Raw genomic sequence first — 18,800 nt, forward strand, 5'->3', positions numbered from 1 at the left:
AAATGGCTAAGTTTTTTATTCATCGCCCCATCTTTGCATGGGTGATTGCGCTGATCATTATGCTGGCAGGGATCATGACCTTAACAGGCATGCCGATTGCTCAGTATCCAACGATTGCGCCACCACAAATTACCATTACAGCAACTTATCCAGGTGCTTCGGCATCTACCGTTGAAAACACCGTCACCCAGATCATTGAACAAGAAATGAATGGTTTGGATGGCTTGCGTTACATCTCATCCAATAGTGCTAACAATGGTCAAGCAACCATCGAAGTTAACTTCAATCAAGGGGTTGATCCAGATATTGCCCAAGTCCAAGTGCAAAACAAATTGCAAGTGGCAACATCATTACTACCTGATGATGTACAGCGCCAAGGCGTAACCGTCAGTAAAGGTGGCGGTAGCTTCTTGAACGTGATTGCGTTCTATTCAGAAGATGGTTCTTTGTCTGACTCTGATATTAAAGATTTCGTTAACTCAACCTTGGCTGACCCACTGAGTCGTGTACAGGGTGTGGGGAGTATTCAGGTCTTTGGTGGCTCTTATGCGATGCGCATCTGGCTTGACCCTGCCAAAATGGCAAGTTTCCAGCTCAATCCATCAGATGTTTCGGCAGCACTGACCGCACAGAATGCGCAAGTGGCAGTCGGTCAACTTGGTGGCGCGCCATCAACCAAAGAACAAGCAATCAATGCGACTGTGACTGCACAAACGCTTTTGCAAACGCCTGAAGAGTTCGGCAATGTCTTTCTAAAAAATGCCAGTAATGGTGCGCAAGTACGCATCAAAGATGTGGCACGTGTGGAGCTGGGTTCAGACAGCTATATGTTTGACTCCAAATACAATGGTAAGCCTGCTGGTGGTATTGCGATCACATTGGCAACAGGCGCCAATGCACTGGATACTGCTGAGGCTGTCGAAGCGAAACTCGAAGAACTTCGTCCAAATTTCCCTGAAGGGCTGAAGGATGATATTGCTTACGATACGACGCCATTTGTGAAGTTGTCGATCGAGAGTGTGGTACACACCTTGGTTGAAGCCGTGGTATTGGTATTTATCGTGATGTTCTTGTTCCTACAGAACTGGCGTGCAACCATTATTCCTACACTTGCAGTACCTGTGGTGGTATTGGGTACATTTGCTGTGATTAATGTGTTTGGCTTTACCATCAACACGTTAACAATGTTTGCGATGGTCTTGGCGATTGGTCTTCTGGTCGATGATGCCATCGTTGTGGTCGAGAACGTCGAGCGGGTCATGACCGAAGATCATACGGGGCCTGTGCAAGCGACTGAAAAATCGATGGGTCAGATTACTGGCGCATTGGTGGGTATTACCACGGTATTGGCAGCGGTATTTATTCCGATGTCATTCTTTGCGGGTACGACTGGGGTGATTTATCGTCAGTTTGCGTTGACTTTGGTGACGGCGATGGGCTTGTCACTGATCGTTGCTTTGACCTTTACACCAGCGCTGTGTGCGACTTTGCTCAAACAGCATGATCCAAACAAAAAGCCAAGCAACAATATTTTTGCCCGTTTCTTCCGTGGCTTTAACAATTGGTTTGATCGCCTCTCTGAGCGCTATTCGAAAGCGGTTGGATTTTTGACCAAGCGTTTGATTTTGCCATTGATTGGTTTTGTGGTGGTGTGTGGTGCGTTGTTCTTTGCGTATAAGACTTTACCTACGGGCTTTATTCCTGATGAAGACCAAGGGATTATTATCAGTTTAGTACAGTTGCCACCGAATGCCTCATTGGATCGCACCATTGATGTGAATACCAAATTGACCGATTACTACCTCGGTCAAGAAAAAGACCATGTACAGTCGATCTTTACGGTAGCTGGTTTCTCGTTCACAGGTATTGCGCAAAATGCGGGTATTGGTTTTGTGCGCTTGAAGGATTGGGAAGAGCGAACTTCGGAAGAGTCGCAGATTGGTTCGATCATTCAACGTTCTATGGCGCTGAATGCGACGATTCCTGAAGCGTCTTATGTGATGCCGATTCAGTTGCCATCGATGCCAGAACTGGGCGTTGCCTCTGGTTTTGATATGCAGTTGGTGGCGCTTAATGGTCAGACACATGAAGAGTTGATGAATGCACGTAACGCCGTGCTTGGTATGGCTGCACAAGACAAACGCCTCACAGGTGTGCGTCCGAACGGTCAAGAAGATACGCCACAGTACAAAATCAATGTCGACCAAGCGCAAGCTGGTGCATTGGGTTTAAGTTTCTCTGACATTAATAGCACCATGGGAATTGCATGGAGTGGTTCATATGTGAATGACTTTATCGACCGTGGACGTGTGAAGAAGGTTTATGTTCAGGGTGAGTCTGAAGCTCGGATGATGCCTGAAGACTTGAACAAATGGTATGTGCGTAATGATCAAAATGAGATGATTCCATTCTCCGCATTTGCAACAGGTGAGTGGGTCTATGGTTCGCCACGTCTTGAGCGTTACAACGGCGTATCTTCTGTCAATCTTCAAGGTAGTCCAGCGCCAGGTGTCAGCTCTGGTGTTGCAATGCAAGCCATGCAAGAGATCGTAGACAAACTGCCTGAAATGGGTATGGAAGGCTATGGTGTCGAGTGGACAGGCTTGTCATTAGAAGAACAGGAAACCAGTGGGCAGGGTGGTAAGTTGTATGCCTTGTCACTCTTGATCGTCTTCTTCTGTCTTGCTGCACTCTATGAAAGCTGGTCAGTACCGTTCTCTGTACTGCTTGTGGTGCCTTTGGGTATCTTGGGTGCGGTTGGTTTGACTTTGTTGGCGATGATGATCAAAGGTGATCCGAACTTATCTAATAACATCTACTTCCAAGTGGCAATGGTTGCGGTGATTGGTTTGTCGGCGAAGAATGCGATCTTGATCGTGGAATTTGCCAAAGAGCTGCAAGAGCAAGGGCAAGACCTGATTGAAGCGACAGTACATGCTTCGAAAATGCGTTTGCGTCCGATCATCATGACCACATTGGCTTTTGGTTTTGGTGTATTGCCACTTGCTCTTTCTAGTGGTGCAGGTGCAAGCAGTCAGCATTCTGTTGGCTTTGGGGTGTTGGGTGGTGTATTGACTTCGACCTTCTTGGGCGTATTCTTTATCCCAGTATTCTATGTCATCGTGCGTAGCTTGTTTAAATACAAAGCAAAACCTGCAACAAATACAACTCAGGAATAATGTCATGAGCAATATTAAAGCAACGATTGTTACAGGTGCAGGACGTGGTTTTGCATTGACTGTACTTGCGCTGTCATTGGCAGCCTGTCAAAGCATGAAGCCTGCGGTGCCTGAAGCACAGCCAAGTATTCCGACAGAATATACGGCACTGGCACAAGATGGGTCGCCATCGATCGCATCACAAGGCTATCAGGAATATTTCTCTGATCCACGTCTGGAGCAAGTCATCGCACTTGCGCTAGACAACAACCGTGATTTACGCACGGCGGCGCTGAATATTGAAAAAACTCAATATCAGTACCAAATTGCTCGTAATGACCAACTACCTACAGTGGGTGCGACAGGCAGTGTGGTGCGTCAAGATACGCTGTCTGTGACCAAACCATATACCACCTATAGTGTTGGTTTGGGTGTGACCTCTTATGAGCTTGATTTTTGGGGGCGTGTCGCCAGTCTAAAAGATGCGGCATTAGAGACCTACTTTGCAACCCAAGCGGCACGTGATGCAACCCAAGTGTCACTAGTCGGTCAAGTGGCGCAGGCTTGGGTGGCGATTTCTTTTGCTGAGCAAAATTTGAAATTGGCACAGCAAACGCTCAAAGCACAACAAGATTCTTATAGTCTGAACAAGCGTCGTTTTGATGTTGGTTTGGACAGTGAGATTCCACTGCGTCAGTCTCAGATCTCTGTTGAAACGGCTCGTGGCGATGTGGCGAGCTATAAGACAGAAATCGAACAGCAAAAAAATGCGCTCAACCTTTTGGTCGGGCAAACTGTTCCTGCGAACTTATTGCCTGATACGGCGATTGTACGCATCACTGATAATCGTGCACTCAGTGCAGGCTTACCAAGTGAATTATTGAATAATCGTCCAGATATTCGATCTGCGGAATATCAGTTGCGTGCAGCAGGTGCCAACATTGGTGCAGCGAAAGCACGTCTATTCCCAACGATTAGTTTGACTGGTTCGGCTGGTTATGCCTCTACGGATATGAGTGATCTGTTTAAGTCTGGTTCATTCATCTGGAGTCTTGGTCCAAGTATTGATTTGCCAATCTTTGACTGGGGCACACGCCGTAACAATATCAAAATCTCTGAAGTAGATCAGAAAATTGCCTTGTCTGATTATGAAGGCACGATTCAAACTGCTTTTCGTGAGGTGAATGACGTCTTGGCAACCCGTGCCAACATCGATGATCGCATCGCTGCGCAGCGCCGTTTGGTTGAAGCGACCAACAAAACCTATCAATTGTCACAAGCACGCTATCGTGCGGGATTGGACAATTATTTGACGGTATTGGATGCACAGCGTACAGCATATTCTGCTGAGCAAGGTCTATTGGCACTACGTCAAGCGAACTTGAATAGCCAAATCGAGCTGTATAAAACGCTTGGCGGTGGTCTAACCACAACACAGGCTGAAAATGCGCAAGTCGAAAGTCAAACCACATCAAACTCTACATCAAGCAATAACTGATGTAGGATGCGTTGCTCTGAGTTGGCTCAGCCCATATAAAAACAGCGATCTTCGGATCGCTGTTTTTTTCTCAAATGAATGAGTGTTCCGATAAGCTGTTAATGTTTGCTTAAGATCACTGCATCTTCATCGGTGTACATAGTTTCATCTGGGAAGCCCAAATATTCCACGGTGACGATGATGCGGTCTTGCTTAGGAATACGAAATGCTTGTTTTACATTAAGCTCAGGCGCATAGCTGACCGCTTTTTGTGTGCTGCTGTGATAGTTACGATTTTCAACATTATATTCATAGCGATATTCTGCGACGGTTTGAGTTGCATCTGCCCACGCGGGGACTTGTACGGTGTCCTGCTTTTTGATATTGATCTTAAAAATATCAGGATTGATCGGGTAAAGCCTGTCGAGACGACGGGTAATTTGCTTTAAGGCACGTTCAAAAGCCACATCACTGCCATCTGAAAAATGATCAATTTCTCCCGTTTTGCTTTGCGGGTAAATGGATTTGACTTCTACTTCCTTTTCAGGCGTTTTAGATTGAAAGTCGAAATAATAAAGCTGGGGTAGGCGACCGCTGGCATCTTCAGTGTGGCGCAAGAAATACAGTTTTTGATCTTTGGCTTCATAGCCTAGGATTTCGATATATTGCTTACCGCCAACGGTGGCGTGACTGAGTGATTGCAGACCACAAGTGAGCAATATGCCAAGACAAAGTTTTTGCAAGGGGAGGAGCTGTTGTTGGGACGTGTTTAAAAATCGGAACATAAGAAAACCACCATGATTAAAACAGTTAAAAAGTTGAATCAGGTGGTTTTAGCTTAAACATTTCAGGCGAAAAGGGCAAATCTTAGCAGTGACTGCCCATATCGCTTTCGATTAGTCTTCTTCGTCACTGCCATCCATGCCAAGCTCTTTCATCTTGCGGGTCAGCGTATTGCGTCCCCAGCCGAGCAGTTCTGCTGCATGACGTTTACGACCACGGGTCTGATTCAGCGCAGCCAAAATCAAAGTCTTTTCAAACATTGGCGTAGCGACTTCGAGGATTTTCATTTCGCCATTTTGCAGTTTTTCCAGCGCCCATTGCTCAAGCAATTCATCCCATGCAAAGTGCTGTGAGCTGATAATCGGTTGAGTTGGTTGGCTGGTAACATTGCCACTACCGACTATGCTTGGTGTGTTTGGCGATTCTTCTGCATTGCTTTGCAGTGGAATTTGTTTCAGCTCAGTTGGTAGGTCATCAGGGTAAATTTCTCGACCTGTGATCATCACTGTGAGCCAGCGACAAGTATTTTCCAGTTGACGCACATTACCAGGCCAAGGCAATTGTTTGAGATAGTCTTTGGTTTCAGGCTTGAGGATTTTTGGACTGACCGCAAGCTCTTTGGCAGCACGGGCAAGAAAATGCTCCGCCAGTTTCGGAATGTCTTCACTGCGATGTGCCAATTTTGGAATGTGAATGCGAATCACATTGAGGCGATGGTATAAATCTTCACGGAATTTTCCCGCTTGCACCAAGCGCTCTAAGTCTTGATGTGTTGCCGCCACGATGCGGACATTGACCTTCACAGGAATGTGTCCGCCCACCCGATAAAACTCACCATCGGCAAGGACACGCAGTAAACGAGTTTGCGTGTCAAACGGCATATCGCCGATTTCATCTAAAAATAGTGTACCGCCATTGGCTTGTTCAAAGCGACCCTGACGCTGGGTGTTTGCGCCAGTGAATGCGCCTTTTTCATGACCAAATAATTCGGTTTCGATCAAATCTTTCGGAATTGCCGCCATATTCAGCGCAATAAAGGGTTTATTGCCACGTGGAGAATGGCGGTGTAGCGCATGGGCAACCAGCTCTTTTCCTGTTCCAGACTCACCATTGATGAGTACGGTAATGTGCGATTGGGAGAGGCGACCGATGGCACGAAATACTTCTTGCATCGCAGGGGATTCACCGATGATTTCGGTCGATGGCGGTGCGACAGGTGCTTTGGCGCTTTCTTGTTGTTGCAACTTGGTGATGTGCAAAATCGCCCGATTGACCAATGCCAGCGCTTCATCAATATCGAATGGCTTTGGTAGATACTCAAACGCACCCGTTTGATAACTCGATACAGCAGACTCCAAATCAGAATGTGCGGTCATGATGATCACAGGCAGATCGGGATAAGCGTGTTTGACTTTAGACAGAAAATTCAGCCCATCCATGCCCGGCATGCGAATGTCAGTGAGAATCACATCAGGCTGTGCATCGTTCAGATCATCTAATGCTGATTGTGCCTCTTCATAACTGGTGACATCAAAGCCTTCTTCCTTAAAGGTTTTTTCGAGCACCCAGCGCATGGCACGGTCGTCATCGATCACCCAAATCTTGTGCTGTGTCATGTTCTATTCTCCCAAGGTAAATATAAGCTAAAGATGGTTTGACCTGCTTCTGAGTGGCATTCGATCATGCCTTGATGTTGGCGCATAATGTTTTGTGCAATGCTGAGTCCAAGCCCTGTGCCATTGGCTCGACCTGAGACCATTGGATAAAACACGGATTCTAAAATATCAGCAGGAATACCCGGACCATTATCCTCTATGTCGATGCGTACCGCACTGCGATGGTGCACGCCTTGAATGGTAACGAGGCGTTGAATTCGAGTACGAAAAGTGAGTCGAGGCGTGTCTTCTTGATAAAACTCAGCATGCTCGGTCATGGCTTGTACCGCATTAACGCTAATATTTAAAATCACCTGAATCAACTGATCTCGATCGGCAATTACATCAGGCAAAGACAAGTCATAATCGCGCTGTACTTTGATTTTATTTTTGGTTTGACTGAGCACGAGTGAACGCACACGTTCTAATGGCTCATGGATATTGACAGGCTCATAACTTGGTAATTGTCGTGAACCGAGCATAGTATCTGCAAGGTTGCGTAGGCGATCCACTTCATCGATAATAATATCTGTATATTCAGAGATATGCGGGCCTTTGACATTACGGGCGAGAAGCTGTGTTGCACCACGAATTCCACCCAAAGGATTTTTGATTTCATGTGCGACGCCACGAATCAGTTGCCGTGCGATCTGATGTTGTTGAATGTGTAATTCTTCTTTGGAAATCCGTAATAATCGATCAATCTGTTGAAATTCAATCAATAATAATCCTGCATCCTGTGCATTCGGAATCACTGAAACAGTGTAATCAACATAACGATCTTTGAGCGAGATATTCAGCAATGCTTCCCGATGGGTGTAGGGTTGAGCAGTTTCCAGTGTCTTTTTTAATACTTCTTCAAGACGAATTTGGCTTTCTTCGCTCAGCTCAATCAGTTGGATCGCAGGTAAATTGTGTGCACGCAAAAAGCTCATCTCAAACAAACTTTCGCAAGCTGAGTTCATATAATGCACCGTCAAATCCGCATTGAGCAATAAGATGGCGGTGGTCATGTGATCGACAAACGATCGATAGTCAATATTGGTGCGCAAATCCATATTTTTAATCTTTCCAAGCATTAAAATGGCGCAAAAACCACGGCGACAAATTCAGCTGAATCTTAAGTTGCTGATGATTAAGCAAGTTTCAAGCCAAGCAAACGGGTTTTTAGAATAATGCATAAAAACATGCACTAAAAGCAATCGCTTAGCGTGTTTCCCAACCTACGGGCGAGCTCAGTTAAACATAGTGAAGATGATAGAGACCATTTAAGCTGAATTTTATGCACAAATACAGTGCAATAATATTAAATTTAAAATACAGCACCAAAAGAGTTCATTTTTTATAATTGCTAATGCATTCAGTCGGGTGGTTACTTGCGTCGCTCAATTGTGAGGAATTGCTTGTATTGTGGCGATGTTGGCTATTTTTCTTGGGCAAAACACCTTACAATATAGCGATTGTTTCGGAGTGTCTAGTCATGAAATCCCCAAAAGTTGGCTTTGTTTCTTTAGGTTGTCCTAAGGCGCTGGTAGATTCTGAGCGTATTTTGACCCAATTGAAGACCGAGGGTTATGAAGTGGCGCAGAATTACGACGGTGCAGATCTCGTCGTGGTCAATACCTGTGGCTTTATCGAATCAGCGGTACAAGAGTCCTTGGATGCGATTGGTGAAGCAATCAGTGAGAATGGTAAAGTCATCGTTACAGGTTGCTTGGGTAAAGATGAAGCGAAAATCCGTGATATGCACCCAAGTGTGCTCAAAGTTACAGGTGCAGCAGCTTACCAAGATGTCATGGATGCAGTGCATCAATATGTGCCACAACAACCGAAGCACAATCCTTTTGTCGATCTGGTGCCTGAGCAAGGCATTCGTCTGACCCCAAAACATTACGCTTATTTAAAAATTTCTGAAGGCTGTAATCATCGCTGTACCTTTTGCATTATTCCAAGTATGCGGGGTGATTTGGTGTCACGTCCGATCAGTAGTGTGATGCAAGAAGCACAAGCCTTGAAACGTGCTGGCGTCAAAGAACTTTTAGTGATTTCCCAAGATACTTCCGCATATGGTGTGGATACCAAATACAAACTCGACTTTTGGGATGGTCAGCCACTCAAAACTAAATTTTATGATCTGTGTGAAGCGTTGGGTCAGCTCGGAATTTGGGTGCGTTTGCATTATGTTTATCCGTATCCACACGTCGATGCGGCGATTGACCTGATGGCACAAGGCAAAATCTTGCCGTATTTAGATATTCCATTCCAACATGCCAGTCCAAGCGTGTTAAAGGCGATGAAACGTCCTGCGCACAGTGAAAATACACTTGAGCGCATCAAGACTTGGCGTGAGAAATGCCCTGAATTGGTGATTCGTTCGACCTTTGTGGTCGGTTTCCCAGGTGAAACTGAAGAAGATTTCCAGTATTTACTCGATTGGCTGAAAGAAGCGCAACTTGATCGTGTTGGCTGTTTTAAATATTCACCTGTAGAGGGTGCAACCGCCAATGATTTGCCAGATCATGTGCCTGAGGAAATTCAGCAAGAACGTTTTGAACGCTTTATGCAACTACAACAAGAGATTTCATCACAGAAATTACAGCAACGTATCGGGCAAACCATGACAGTATTGGTTGATGAGCTGGAGGCAGAGTATCCAGTGGCGGTAGCTCGCTCATATGCCGATGCGCCTGAGATTGATGGTAATGTCTTTGTTGAAGATATTGACCGTAATGCGATCAAAGCGGGGAATCTGCTTCGTGTGAAAATTACCGATGCAGATGAATACGACTTGTTTGCCGAGCTGATTGAAGTCGTGAGTTGATTGAAGTCATTGCTTGATCGAATAGCACATGAATTAAAGTTTGAATTGATTTTTAGAAAAGTATGCACATAAATTTTGGAGCCGAAACATGAGTGAAAAAAGTCCACGCTACACCCGTATTTTGTTGAAACTTTCTGGCGAAGCATTGTCAGGTAATAAAGAAATGGGCATCGATGCCACTGTACTTGATCAAATGTCGTTGTCGATTGCGCATTTGGTTGGACTTGGTGTACAAGTCGGTATCGTCGTTGGTGGTGGGAATCTCTACCGTGGTAGCCAATTACAAAAAGATGGCTTGGTTGGTCGTGTTACAGGCGATCAAATGGGTATGCTGGCGACCGTCATGAATGGTTTGGCGATGCGTGATGCTTTGGTACGTCGTAATATCAAAACTCGTCTAATGTCAGCACTTGAGATCGGTACAGTGGTTGAGCCGTATTCGAGTCGTGATGCAATTCGTCATCTCAATAACGGTGAGGTTTGTGTCTTTGTTGCAGGGACAGGTAATCCATTCTTTACTACAGATACCGCAGCGTGTTTGCGTGGTATTGAAATCGAATCAAAATTGATCTTAAAAGCCACCAAAGTCGACGGCGTCTATAACAAAGACCCAAGCAAATACGATGATGCAGTGAAATATGACAGCTTGACATTTGACCAAGTGCTTGATGAAAAGCTCGGTGTGATGGATTTGACAGCGATTTGTCTATGTCGCGACCATGATGTGCCGTTACAAGTATTTGATATGAACAAATCAGGTGCATTGCTGTCAGTGGTGATGGGTGAAAACGAAGGTACCCGCGTTAGCAATTAAACTGAGCTTCAATCATTAAAATGATCACGCAGTATTTGCGGGTTTAAATAGATTGCCGAAAAGTGTGGCTACACTTTTCGGCAAAAATTCATTTATAATGATGCAATTTTTGAAAATTTGATACGGAATACAGCATGATTAATGACCTTAAAAAAGATGGCGAAACACGTATGCAAAAAAGCCTTGAATCCTTAGAGCAAGGTTTTGCCAAAGTGCGTACTGGGCGTGCGCATCCATCTATGCTCAATAGTGTTATGGTGCCGTATTATGGTTCAGACGTGCCGTTAAATCAGGTGGCAAGTGTTGGCTTGGATGACTCACGTACTTTATTGGTACAGCCGTTTGAGAAAAATATGGTGTCTGCGGTCGATAAGGCGATTCGTGAAAGTGACTTGGGTTTAAATCCAATCTCTGCGGATGTGATCCGTGTGCCACTACCAGCGCTGACCGAAGAAACACGCCGTGATATGCAAAAACTGGCACGTTCTGAAGCAGAAAATGCCAAAGTGGCGATTCGTAATATCCGCCGTGACGTGTTGGGCGATATCAAAGACTTATTGAAAGAAAAAGAAATCTCTGAAGATGACGAGCGCCGTGCAGGTGATGATATTCAGAAACTCACCGATAAATACGTTGCTGAGGTGGATAAGCGCCTTGCAGATAAAGAAGCGGAATTGATGCAGGTATAAGTCTTGACTGCCACGATTTCGAATCAAGCAATGATTTCTGTATCTACTTTGCCCAAGCATGTTGCCATCATCATGGATGGCAATAATCGCTACGGTAAGCGTCAACGACTCGCAACGGGCGAGGGGCATCGTGCGGGTAAAGATCAGCTTGATCCCTTGGTGGAGCATTGCCGTGCAGTGGGTATCCGTGCGCTGACGGTATTTGCTTTTTCCAGTGAAAATTGGAATCGTCCAGCGCAAGAAGTTGCGCTATTGATGCAATTGCTCGAAGACACGATCTTAGAGCAAAAGCCACGCATGCAAAAATATCAAATTGCCCTGCGTTTTATCGGTGATCGTGCAAAATTATCGCCTCGATTACAGCAGTTAATGGCGGATGCAGAGCAAGAGTCAGCGCACTTTACGGCGATGACCTTGACCATTGCCATTAGCTATGGTGGCATGTGGGACATGGCGCAGGCTGCCAAAGCCTTGGCGCAACAAGTCCAACAGCAACAGCTTGATCCCGAGCGGATTGATGAGCAGTTGTTTCATCAACAGACCTGTCTCAGTGATTTGCCTCCTGTGGATGTGTTAATCCGTACAGGTGGTGATTTTCGTCTATCTAATTTTTTATTGTGGCAGACGGCGTATGCTGAGCTGTTTTTTACCGAAACTTTATGGCCTGACTTTTCAATTGAGGAGTTCGATCGCATTCTACAAGATTTTGCACAGCGTGAACGTCGCTTTGGCAAGACATCGGAGCAAGTGCAAGCCATCCAATATCCATCTGAGAATTAAAATTATGTTAGAGCGGATTATCACCGCATTGGTCTTATTGGTGGTTGTGTTGGCGTGTATGTTCGCCAGTACCTCCGCGTATCCAATGATTGGACTAATGACTTTGGCTGCCTTGGGGGCGGGTTATGAGTGGTTGAAATTGGTGCCACTCAAAGTCGATACGCAAAATCATAAAACAGTGTCTGCATGGTATTACGGTGTCGTGCTTGCGGCAGTGTCTTGTTTATCTGTACTTTTCCTCCAAGAGATTTGGATTCTATTTTGGTTCGCTTCGATTTTGGTGTGGATGGTGAGCATCTACTGGGTGCGCCGTTATCCTGAGTATGATGGCTGGTATAACCCGTCGTTACTCATCATTGGTGGGGTGTTTATTGTTGCTGCTGTGACAGCGATTATTTCTTTGTGGCAATTCTCGCCATGGTGGTTGATGTATGTGTTCCTCTTGGTATGGGGTGCAGACTCGGGCGCTTATTTTGTTGGACGCAAACTCGGTATGCGTAAGCTGGCACCGAATGTCAGCCCAAATAAATCTGTAGAAGGTTTGCTCGGTGGTTTGGCAACGTCTGCCTTGATCATGGTGGTGGTGTCGTTGTTGTATTTACAGCTAAGTAGCATGGCTTTTGTGCTGTTTTTAATCTTGTCTGTGATTACCGTCGCAGCTTCGGTGCAGGGTGATTTGGTGGAATCGATGCTAAAGCGTCGGGCAGGGGTAAAAGACTCTGGACGCATTTTCCCTGGTCATGGTGGCGTGCTGGATCGTATTGACTCATTACTTTCTGCAACGCCAATTTTCGCTGCGGGATTGTATTTGTTTAAGCTTATGGGAATAGATATTTGATGAAGCAATCGGTTGCGATCCTCGGTGCGACAGGCTCCATTGGACAGAGCACTTTAAAAATCCTAACCGAACATGCTGATGATTATCAGGTCTATGCGCTGACGGGACAACATCGTATGGCTGAATTGGTTGATCTATGTGTTCAGTTTCAGCCCAAAGTAGTTGGCATTCCTACCGGGCAGTTCAATCAATTTAAAACCATTGCCTCAGAAAAAAAATTAAGCCCTTTACCTGAAATCGTATTTGATGAAAGTGGATTAGTCGCAATTGCATCGCATCCTGATGTTGACATTGTTATGGCGGCGATTGTGGGTGCTGCGGGACTCTTGCCGACCTTATCAGCGGTCAAATCGGGCAAGCGAGTTTTACTCGCCAATAAAGAAGCCTTGGTCATGTCAGGCGATTTGATGCTCAGTGAAGCAAAAAAAACAGGCGCATTATTATTGCCAGTAGACTCGGAGCACAATGCGATTTTTCAGTGTCTGCCTGAGTCGTATTTTTCCCATCGCCATGAAAATAAACAGCCACAACTTGGTGTCTCTCAGATTTTACTCACCGCATCTGGTGGTCCATTTTTAAACCTTGATCAAACGCAATTAGAACACGTTACCCCAGCACAGGCGTGTAAACATCCCAATTGGTCAATGGGACAGAAGATTTCAGTCGATTCGGCGACTTTGATGAATAAGGGGCTGGAGCTGATCGAAGCCTGTCATTTATTTTCAATTTCTGAACATTTTGTTACAGTGGTAATTCATCCACAAAGTATTATTCATTCAATGGTACAGTATATTGATGGTTCGACCCTCGCGCAGATGGGTAACCCCGATATGTGTACGCCGATTGCGCATGCTTTGGCTTGGCCCGAGCGTATTTCTACTTCAGTGCAGGCTCTAAATTTGTTTGATGTGCAAAAACTGGATTTTTATCCGCCCGACCATGAAAAATTTCCTGCCTTAAATTTGGCACGGGAAGCGATGCGTGTGGGCGGGACTGCACCGACGATTTTAAATGCGTCTAATGAAATAGCGGTACAAGCCTTTTTAGACGGTCGCATCAAGTTTACGCAAATTACCGATCTTGTTGAGCAAATGCTTCTGCAAGTTGCTTCACACATTGCCGATAGTATCGAGACGGTATTGCAGGTTGATCGCCAAGTGCGTGAATGTGCAATGCAATGGGTCGAAAAACATGGAGTCGCAGTATGAGTATTTTATTCATCATTTTTGCGGCGGTGATGTTGCTTGGACCATTGATTGCGATTCATGAATTCGGTCATTATTGGGTGGCACGTCGACTAGGTGTCAAGGTCTTGGTCTATTCCATTGGTTTTGGACCAAGCCTGTTGCAGTGGACTTCAAAGAAATCAGGCATTCAATATCGTTTTGCAGCCATTCCACTCGGTGGTTATGTGCGGATGTTGGATGAGCGTGAAGGGGATGTGCCTAAAGATCAAGTGCATCTGGCTTTTAATCGGCAGTCGCCGTGGAAACGAATTGCGATTGTTGCTGCAGGACCATTGATCAATTTGTTGCTGGCTGTGCTGTTGTTTTGGGCGCTATATTTGCCAGCCAGTGAGCAGCTGAACACACGCATTGGACGGATTTTGGAACAAACCCCTGCTGCGCAAGTCGATTTGCGTGTCGGTGATAAAATTACCGCTGTTGATGGTCAAGCGACGCCAACGTGGGAAAAGCTCAATTATGCTTTGCTGGAACGTATGGGTGAGAGTGGTACGCTCGCTGTACAAGTCGAACGTCAAGAGCAATCGGGCACAGCGCAAACCTTAGAAAAACAATTGCCAATCGATAATTTTATTAAAGATCAAACACAGTCCCCATTACAAAGTCTTGGCTTTATGCCGTATCAGCCAAAGATCAAACCTGTACTTGGTGAGATCAGTGCTGGGGGTGCTGCAGAACGTCAAGGCATGAAAGCAGGTGATCAAATCACCGCAATAAACGGCAATGCGGTTGATGACTGGTATCAGGTGGTGGAATATATCCGCAAGTCACCTGAGAAACTGTTGACCTTTACGGTGCTGCGCAATGGTCAAAGTTTAGATTTAAAAGTCATGCCACAAGCACGTAAAGATGCGATGGGTACCGAAACGGGCTTTATCGGCGCAGGGATCAAAGCAGAAAACTTTGTCATTCCAGATGCTTATAAGCAAACCATTCAATATGGTCCTGTGGAAGCCTTGTACCGTGCAGCAGATAAGACTTGGCAGCTTTCAGTGATGACGGTCAATGGTATTGTCAAGATGGTCAGAGGCTTGATCGGGCTGGATAATATTTCAGGACCGATTACCATTGCCAAGGTCGCTGGGCAAAGTGCTGAGATGGGCTGGCAGACATTCTTTTCGTTCATGGCGTTAATGAGCGTCAGTCTGGGTGTGTTAAATTTGTTACCGATTCCTATGCTAGATGGCGGACATTTAGTATATTACTTCATCGAGTTGATTCGTGGGCGTCCTGTGTCAGAGCAGGTGCAGATGTTTGGTTTGAAAATCGGCATGGCACTGCTTGGGATGATGATGCTGTTGGCGTTATTTAATGACATTATGCGGTTTTAGGGTGTACTGATTGAAGTGCATTGCGTTAGAGCGCTGAAATCGCAGTAAAATTCGGAATTTGATGAACAACAAAGCAAGATTCATCAAAGACCAAAAGATGAATACAGCGTATGTATTTATACGCAATTGAAATAGCGGTGGCGTTCTCGAACAAAGCCAATGACTGAAAAAGACTGGAAATGAACATTATGCGTCACACTCCTTACTTCATGCCTCTAGCGCTCGTCAGTGCAATGGCGATCGTTCAAACTGCACATGCAGAGACTTTTCAAGTCAGTGATATTCGTATCGATGGTTTGGTTCGATTAACACCTGCATCAGTATATGGCATGATTCCCGTAAGTAGTGGCGATCAGGTTGATGATACCGCTGTCGCTAATGCGGTACGTGCGCTCTATGATTCTGGCAACTTTGATGATGTACAAGCCAGTCGTGAAGGCGGTGTGCTAACGTTTAAAGTGGTCGAACGCCCAATCATTGCCAAAGTCGAACTCGATGGCAACAAACTCATTCCCGATGAAGCCTTACAAGAAGGGCTGAAAAAAATGGGCTTAGCCGAAGGCGAAGTGCTAAAACGTGCCACGCTACAGTCTGTTGAAAATGAACTGGAACAACAATACACGCAACAAGGTCGCTACAACGCCGATGTGCAAGTGCAGACCGTTGCTCGCCCAAATAACCGTGTTGATTTAAAACTGTTATTTAACGAAGGCGATGCGGCAAAAGTCGTCAACATCAACGTCATTGGTAATACAGTATTTAAAGACAGTGATATTGAACGTGCCTTTGCGGTGAAAGAAAGCTCATGGTCGTCGATCGTGACCCGTAATGACCGCTATGCCAAAGAAAAAATGACGGCGAGTCTTGAAGCGCTACGTGCTTTATATCTGAACGAAGGTTATATTAATTTCCAAGTACTGAATTCACAGCTCAACATCAGTGAAGATAAGAAACGTATCTTTATCGAAGTGAGTGTTGATGAGGGTGAACAGTACAAATTTGGCGAGTCAAAATTCCTAGGTGATGCGCTGTATGATGATGCTGAGCTAAAAGCATTGCAATTGTATAAGCCTGATGAAACCTATTCTCAAGCCAAAGTAAATGGTTTAAAGCAACTCTTACTTCGCAAGTATGGTAATGCAGGTTATTACTATGCCGAAGTCAACGTCGTTCCTGAAATTAACAATGAAACCAAAACGGTTGATTTGAATTATTACATTAATCCTGGTAAGCAAATTACCGTACGTCGCATCAACTTCACAGGCAACAACAAGACCGCCGATGAAGTGCTACGCCGTGAAATGCGTCAGATGGAAGGCGCACTGGCTAGCAATGAAAAAATTGATCTGTCAAAAGTCCGTTTGGAACGTACTGGCTTCTTTGAGACCGTTGAGATTACCCCTGCACGAGTACCGAACTCACCTGACCAAGTTGATCTCAATGTGGCAGTGAAAGAACAACACTCGGGTACCAGTACTGTTGCCGTCGGTTACTCAGAAAGTGGCGGTGTGACCTATCAGCTTGGTTTAAGTCAAACCAACTTTATGGGTACAGGGAATCGTGTCTCGATTGATTTGTCTCGTTCGGAAACGCTTGATTATTATAACTTAAGTATCGTCGATCCCTACTTCACCATGGATGGCGTCAGCCGTGGTTATAACATCTACTATCGTAAAACCAAGCTCGATGATGATTATAACGTCAGCAACTACGTGACTGACTCGGTCGGTGGCTCGGTGACTTTCGGTTATCCGATCGATGAAAATCAAAATGTGAGTGCATCGTTAGGTGTTGATAAAACCAAAGTCACTACAGGACCATATGTGTCGACTTATGTACGTGATTATTTGTTGGCGCATGGTGGTCGTTCAACGGCTTCAGAAGATTATTGTAGTGGTAGTTTGGTTGTAGACAGCAGTGACTTAGATGGTGATGGTTCAGATTCTGATTATGTCTGTACTGATTCATCAGGTGCATTAATGGATCTGTCGACTTATGATAGTGCGTTCACAGGTGAGTTTTTAACCTATAACTTAAACTTGTCGTGGTCATATAATACGCTGAACCGTCCTGTATTCCCAACTAAAGGGATGTATCACCGTGCCAGTGTGGACTTTGGTTTGCCAGGTAGTGATGTTGAATATCAAAAAGTGACTTATGATACCCAAGCCTATTTGCCACTTTGGGACAGTGGTTTTGTACTACGTGGTTATGGCAAATTGGGTTATGGTCATGACTTACCGTTCTATAAAAACTTCTTCGCAGGTGGTTATGGCTCAGTACGTGGTTATGAGTCGAATACTTTAGGTCCAACGTACGAGTCGATCTATTATGAAGCGACGGGTGGTACAGACTCTGATCCAGAAGAAGTCGGCGGTAATGCTTTAGTTCAAGGTGGTATGGAATTAGTATTGCCAATGCCAACCAAGAGCGATTGGGCGCGTCAGATCCGTCCTGTGATGTTTATCGAAGGTGGTCAAGTATTTGATACCGAATCTGATGAGTATGATTTTGACGTCAATGATATCCGTTATAGTGCGGGTGTGGGCTTTACATGGATTACCATGATTGGTCCATTATCACTCAGCTATGCGTATCCATTGAATGATAAAGATGGTGATGAGACCGAATCGATTCAATTCGAAATTGGTCGTACCTTCTAATACAACAAGGAAGCCATAATAAATAGGAGAAAATTATGCGTAACTTTTTGGTTTGTTCTGCAGTGATGCTGGGTTTGATGAGCTCTGGCGCTGCCTTTGCAGAAAAGTATGCAGTGGTTGATATTCAAAAGGCAGCCACAGATACCAGTTATATGAAGTCGCAAATGGCGACTTTGGAAAGTGCACTCAAGCCACAACAACAAAAGCATGAGCGCCTCACCAAAGAGCTCACTGCACTGCGCCAAAAAGCGCAAAATGATGCCAAAGTCATGAAACAAGCGGACTTGCAGAAACTTGAGCAAGACTATGCCACCAAGATGAATGAGTTCAATGCCAATGCCACAGGCATGCAAAAACGAGCACAGGATACTTTGGCGAATATCAACAAAACCCTTGCCCCAAAGATCGAGCAAGCGACCGAAGCCCTGCGCAAGCAAGGTGGCTATAGCATGATTATCGATCGTAAGTCTGTGGTGAGCTTTGATCCTGCGATTGATCTCACCTCACAAGTCACACAACAGGTCAATGCTACGTTGAAATAAGGACT

Annotated in this window: 14 protein-coding genes; 11 read left to right on the forward strand and 3 right to left on the reverse strand. The window is 45.2% G+C overall.

Annotated features, from left to right (window positions below):
• The first annotated feature begins 2 nt into the window (after window positions 1-2).
• Both BLQ60_RS05430 and adeC read left to right on the forward strand, forming a co-directional pair.
• Window positions 3-3,179: an efflux RND transporter permease subunit gene (locus tag BLQ60_RS05430; RefSeq protein WP_092617082.1), complete on the forward strand. Its 3,177-nt coding sequence runs from the start codon at window positions 3-5 to the stop codon at window positions 3,177-3,179.
• A 4-nt stretch (window positions 3,180-3,183) separates the two neighbouring features.
• Window positions 3,184-4,656 carry an AdeC/AdeK/OprM family multidrug efflux complex outer membrane factor gene (gene adeC, locus BLQ60_RS05435; protein WP_092617085.1) on the forward strand — a complete coding sequence of 491 codons (1,473 nt, stop codon included), beginning with the start codon at window positions 3,184-3,186 and terminating at the stop codon, window positions 4,654-4,656.
• A gap of 98 nt (window positions 4,657-4,754) precedes the next feature.
• Here the strand turns inward: adeC and BLQ60_RS05440 are convergent, their stop codons facing one another.
• The 3 genes from BLQ60_RS05440 to glnL form a co-directional block, all read right to left on the reverse strand.
• Complete coding sequence (locus BLQ60_RS05440) at window positions 4,755-5,420, reverse strand: aminotransferase (protein ID WP_244515964.1); 666 nt, start codon at window positions 5,418-5,420, stop codon at window positions 4,755-4,757.
• Window positions 5,421-5,531: 111 nt separating this feature from the next.
• Window positions 5,532-7,034: a nitrogen regulation protein NR(I) gene (gene glnG, locus BLQ60_RS05445; protein WP_092617089.1), complete on the reverse strand. Its 1,503-nt coding sequence runs from the start codon at window positions 7,032-7,034 to the stop codon at window positions 5,532-5,534.
• Complete coding sequence (gene glnL / locus BLQ60_RS05450) at window positions 7,031-8,131, reverse strand: nitrogen regulation protein NR(II) (RefSeq protein WP_092617092.1); 1,101 nt, start codon at window positions 8,129-8,131, stop codon at window positions 7,031-7,033. Before glnL ends, glnG begins: the two co-directional genes overlap by 4 nt.
• Before the next feature lie 422 nt (window positions 8,132-8,553).
• Between glnL and rimO the strand changes: the two genes are divergently transcribed.
• From rimO to BLQ60_RS05495, 9 genes are all read left to right on the forward strand, one after another.
• Window positions 8,554-9,894 carry a 30S ribosomal protein S12 methylthiotransferase RimO gene (rimO, locus tag BLQ60_RS05455; RefSeq protein ID WP_092617095.1) on the forward strand — a complete coding sequence of 447 codons (1,341 nt, stop codon included), beginning with the start codon at window positions 8,554-8,556 and terminating at the stop codon, window positions 9,892-9,894.
• Window positions 9,895-9,982: 88 nt separating this feature from the next.
• A complete protein-coding gene (gene pyrH / locus BLQ60_RS05460) occupies window positions 9,983-10,708 on the forward strand; it encodes a UMP kinase (RefSeq protein ID WP_092617098.1) in 726 nt (241 codons plus the stop codon).
• A 134-nt stretch (window positions 10,709-10,842) separates the two neighbouring features.
• Entirely contained in the window at window positions 10,843-11,397 is a 555-nt protein-coding gene (gene frr, locus BLQ60_RS05465) for a ribosome recycling factor (protein ID WP_092617100.1), read from the forward strand.
• Window positions 11,398-11,427: 30 nt separating this feature from the next.
• Complete coding sequence (gene uppS / locus BLQ60_RS05470) at window positions 11,428-12,177, forward strand: polyprenyl diphosphate synthase (RefSeq protein ID WP_092617444.1); 750 nt, start codon at window positions 11,428-11,430, stop codon at window positions 12,175-12,177.
• A 4-nt stretch (window positions 12,178-12,181) separates the two neighbouring features.
• A complete protein-coding gene (locus BLQ60_RS05475; protein ID WP_092617103.1) occupies window positions 12,182-13,015 on the forward strand; it encodes a phosphatidate cytidylyltransferase in 834 nt (277 codons plus the stop codon).
• Window positions 13,015-14,223, forward strand: a complete 1,209-nt coding sequence (ispC, locus tag BLQ60_RS05480; protein WP_092617107.1) for a 1-deoxy-D-xylulose-5-phosphate reductoisomerase — start codon at window positions 13,015-13,017, stop codon at window positions 14,221-14,223. The genes BLQ60_RS05475 and ispC overlap by 1 nt, the downstream gene beginning before the upstream one ends.
• Window positions 14,220-15,590 (forward strand): RIP metalloprotease RseP, encoded by a 1,371-nt coding sequence (gene rseP / locus BLQ60_RS05485; protein WP_092617110.1) that lies wholly within the window; start codon window positions 14,220-14,222, stop codon window positions 15,588-15,590. Before ispC ends, rseP begins: the two co-directional genes overlap by 4 nt.
• 188 nt (window positions 15,591-15,778) lie before the next feature.
• A complete protein-coding gene (bamA, locus tag BLQ60_RS05490; RefSeq protein ID WP_092617113.1) occupies window positions 15,779-18,253 on the forward strand; it encodes an outer membrane protein assembly factor BamA in 2,475 nt (824 codons plus the stop codon).
• Window positions 18,254-18,288: 35 nt separating this feature from the next.
• On the forward strand, window positions 18,289-18,795 hold the full coding sequence (locus BLQ60_RS05495) for an OmpH/Skp family outer membrane protein (RefSeq protein ID WP_092617116.1): 507 nt from the start codon (window positions 18,289-18,291) through the stop codon (window positions 18,793-18,795).
• Window positions 18,796-18,800: the final 5 nt, after the last annotated feature.

The sequence above is a fragment of the Acinetobacter marinus genome (assembly GCF_900096915.1).
Classification (GTDB): domain Bacteria; phylum Pseudomonadota; class Gammaproteobacteria; order Pseudomonadales; family Moraxellaceae; genus Acinetobacter; species Acinetobacter marinus.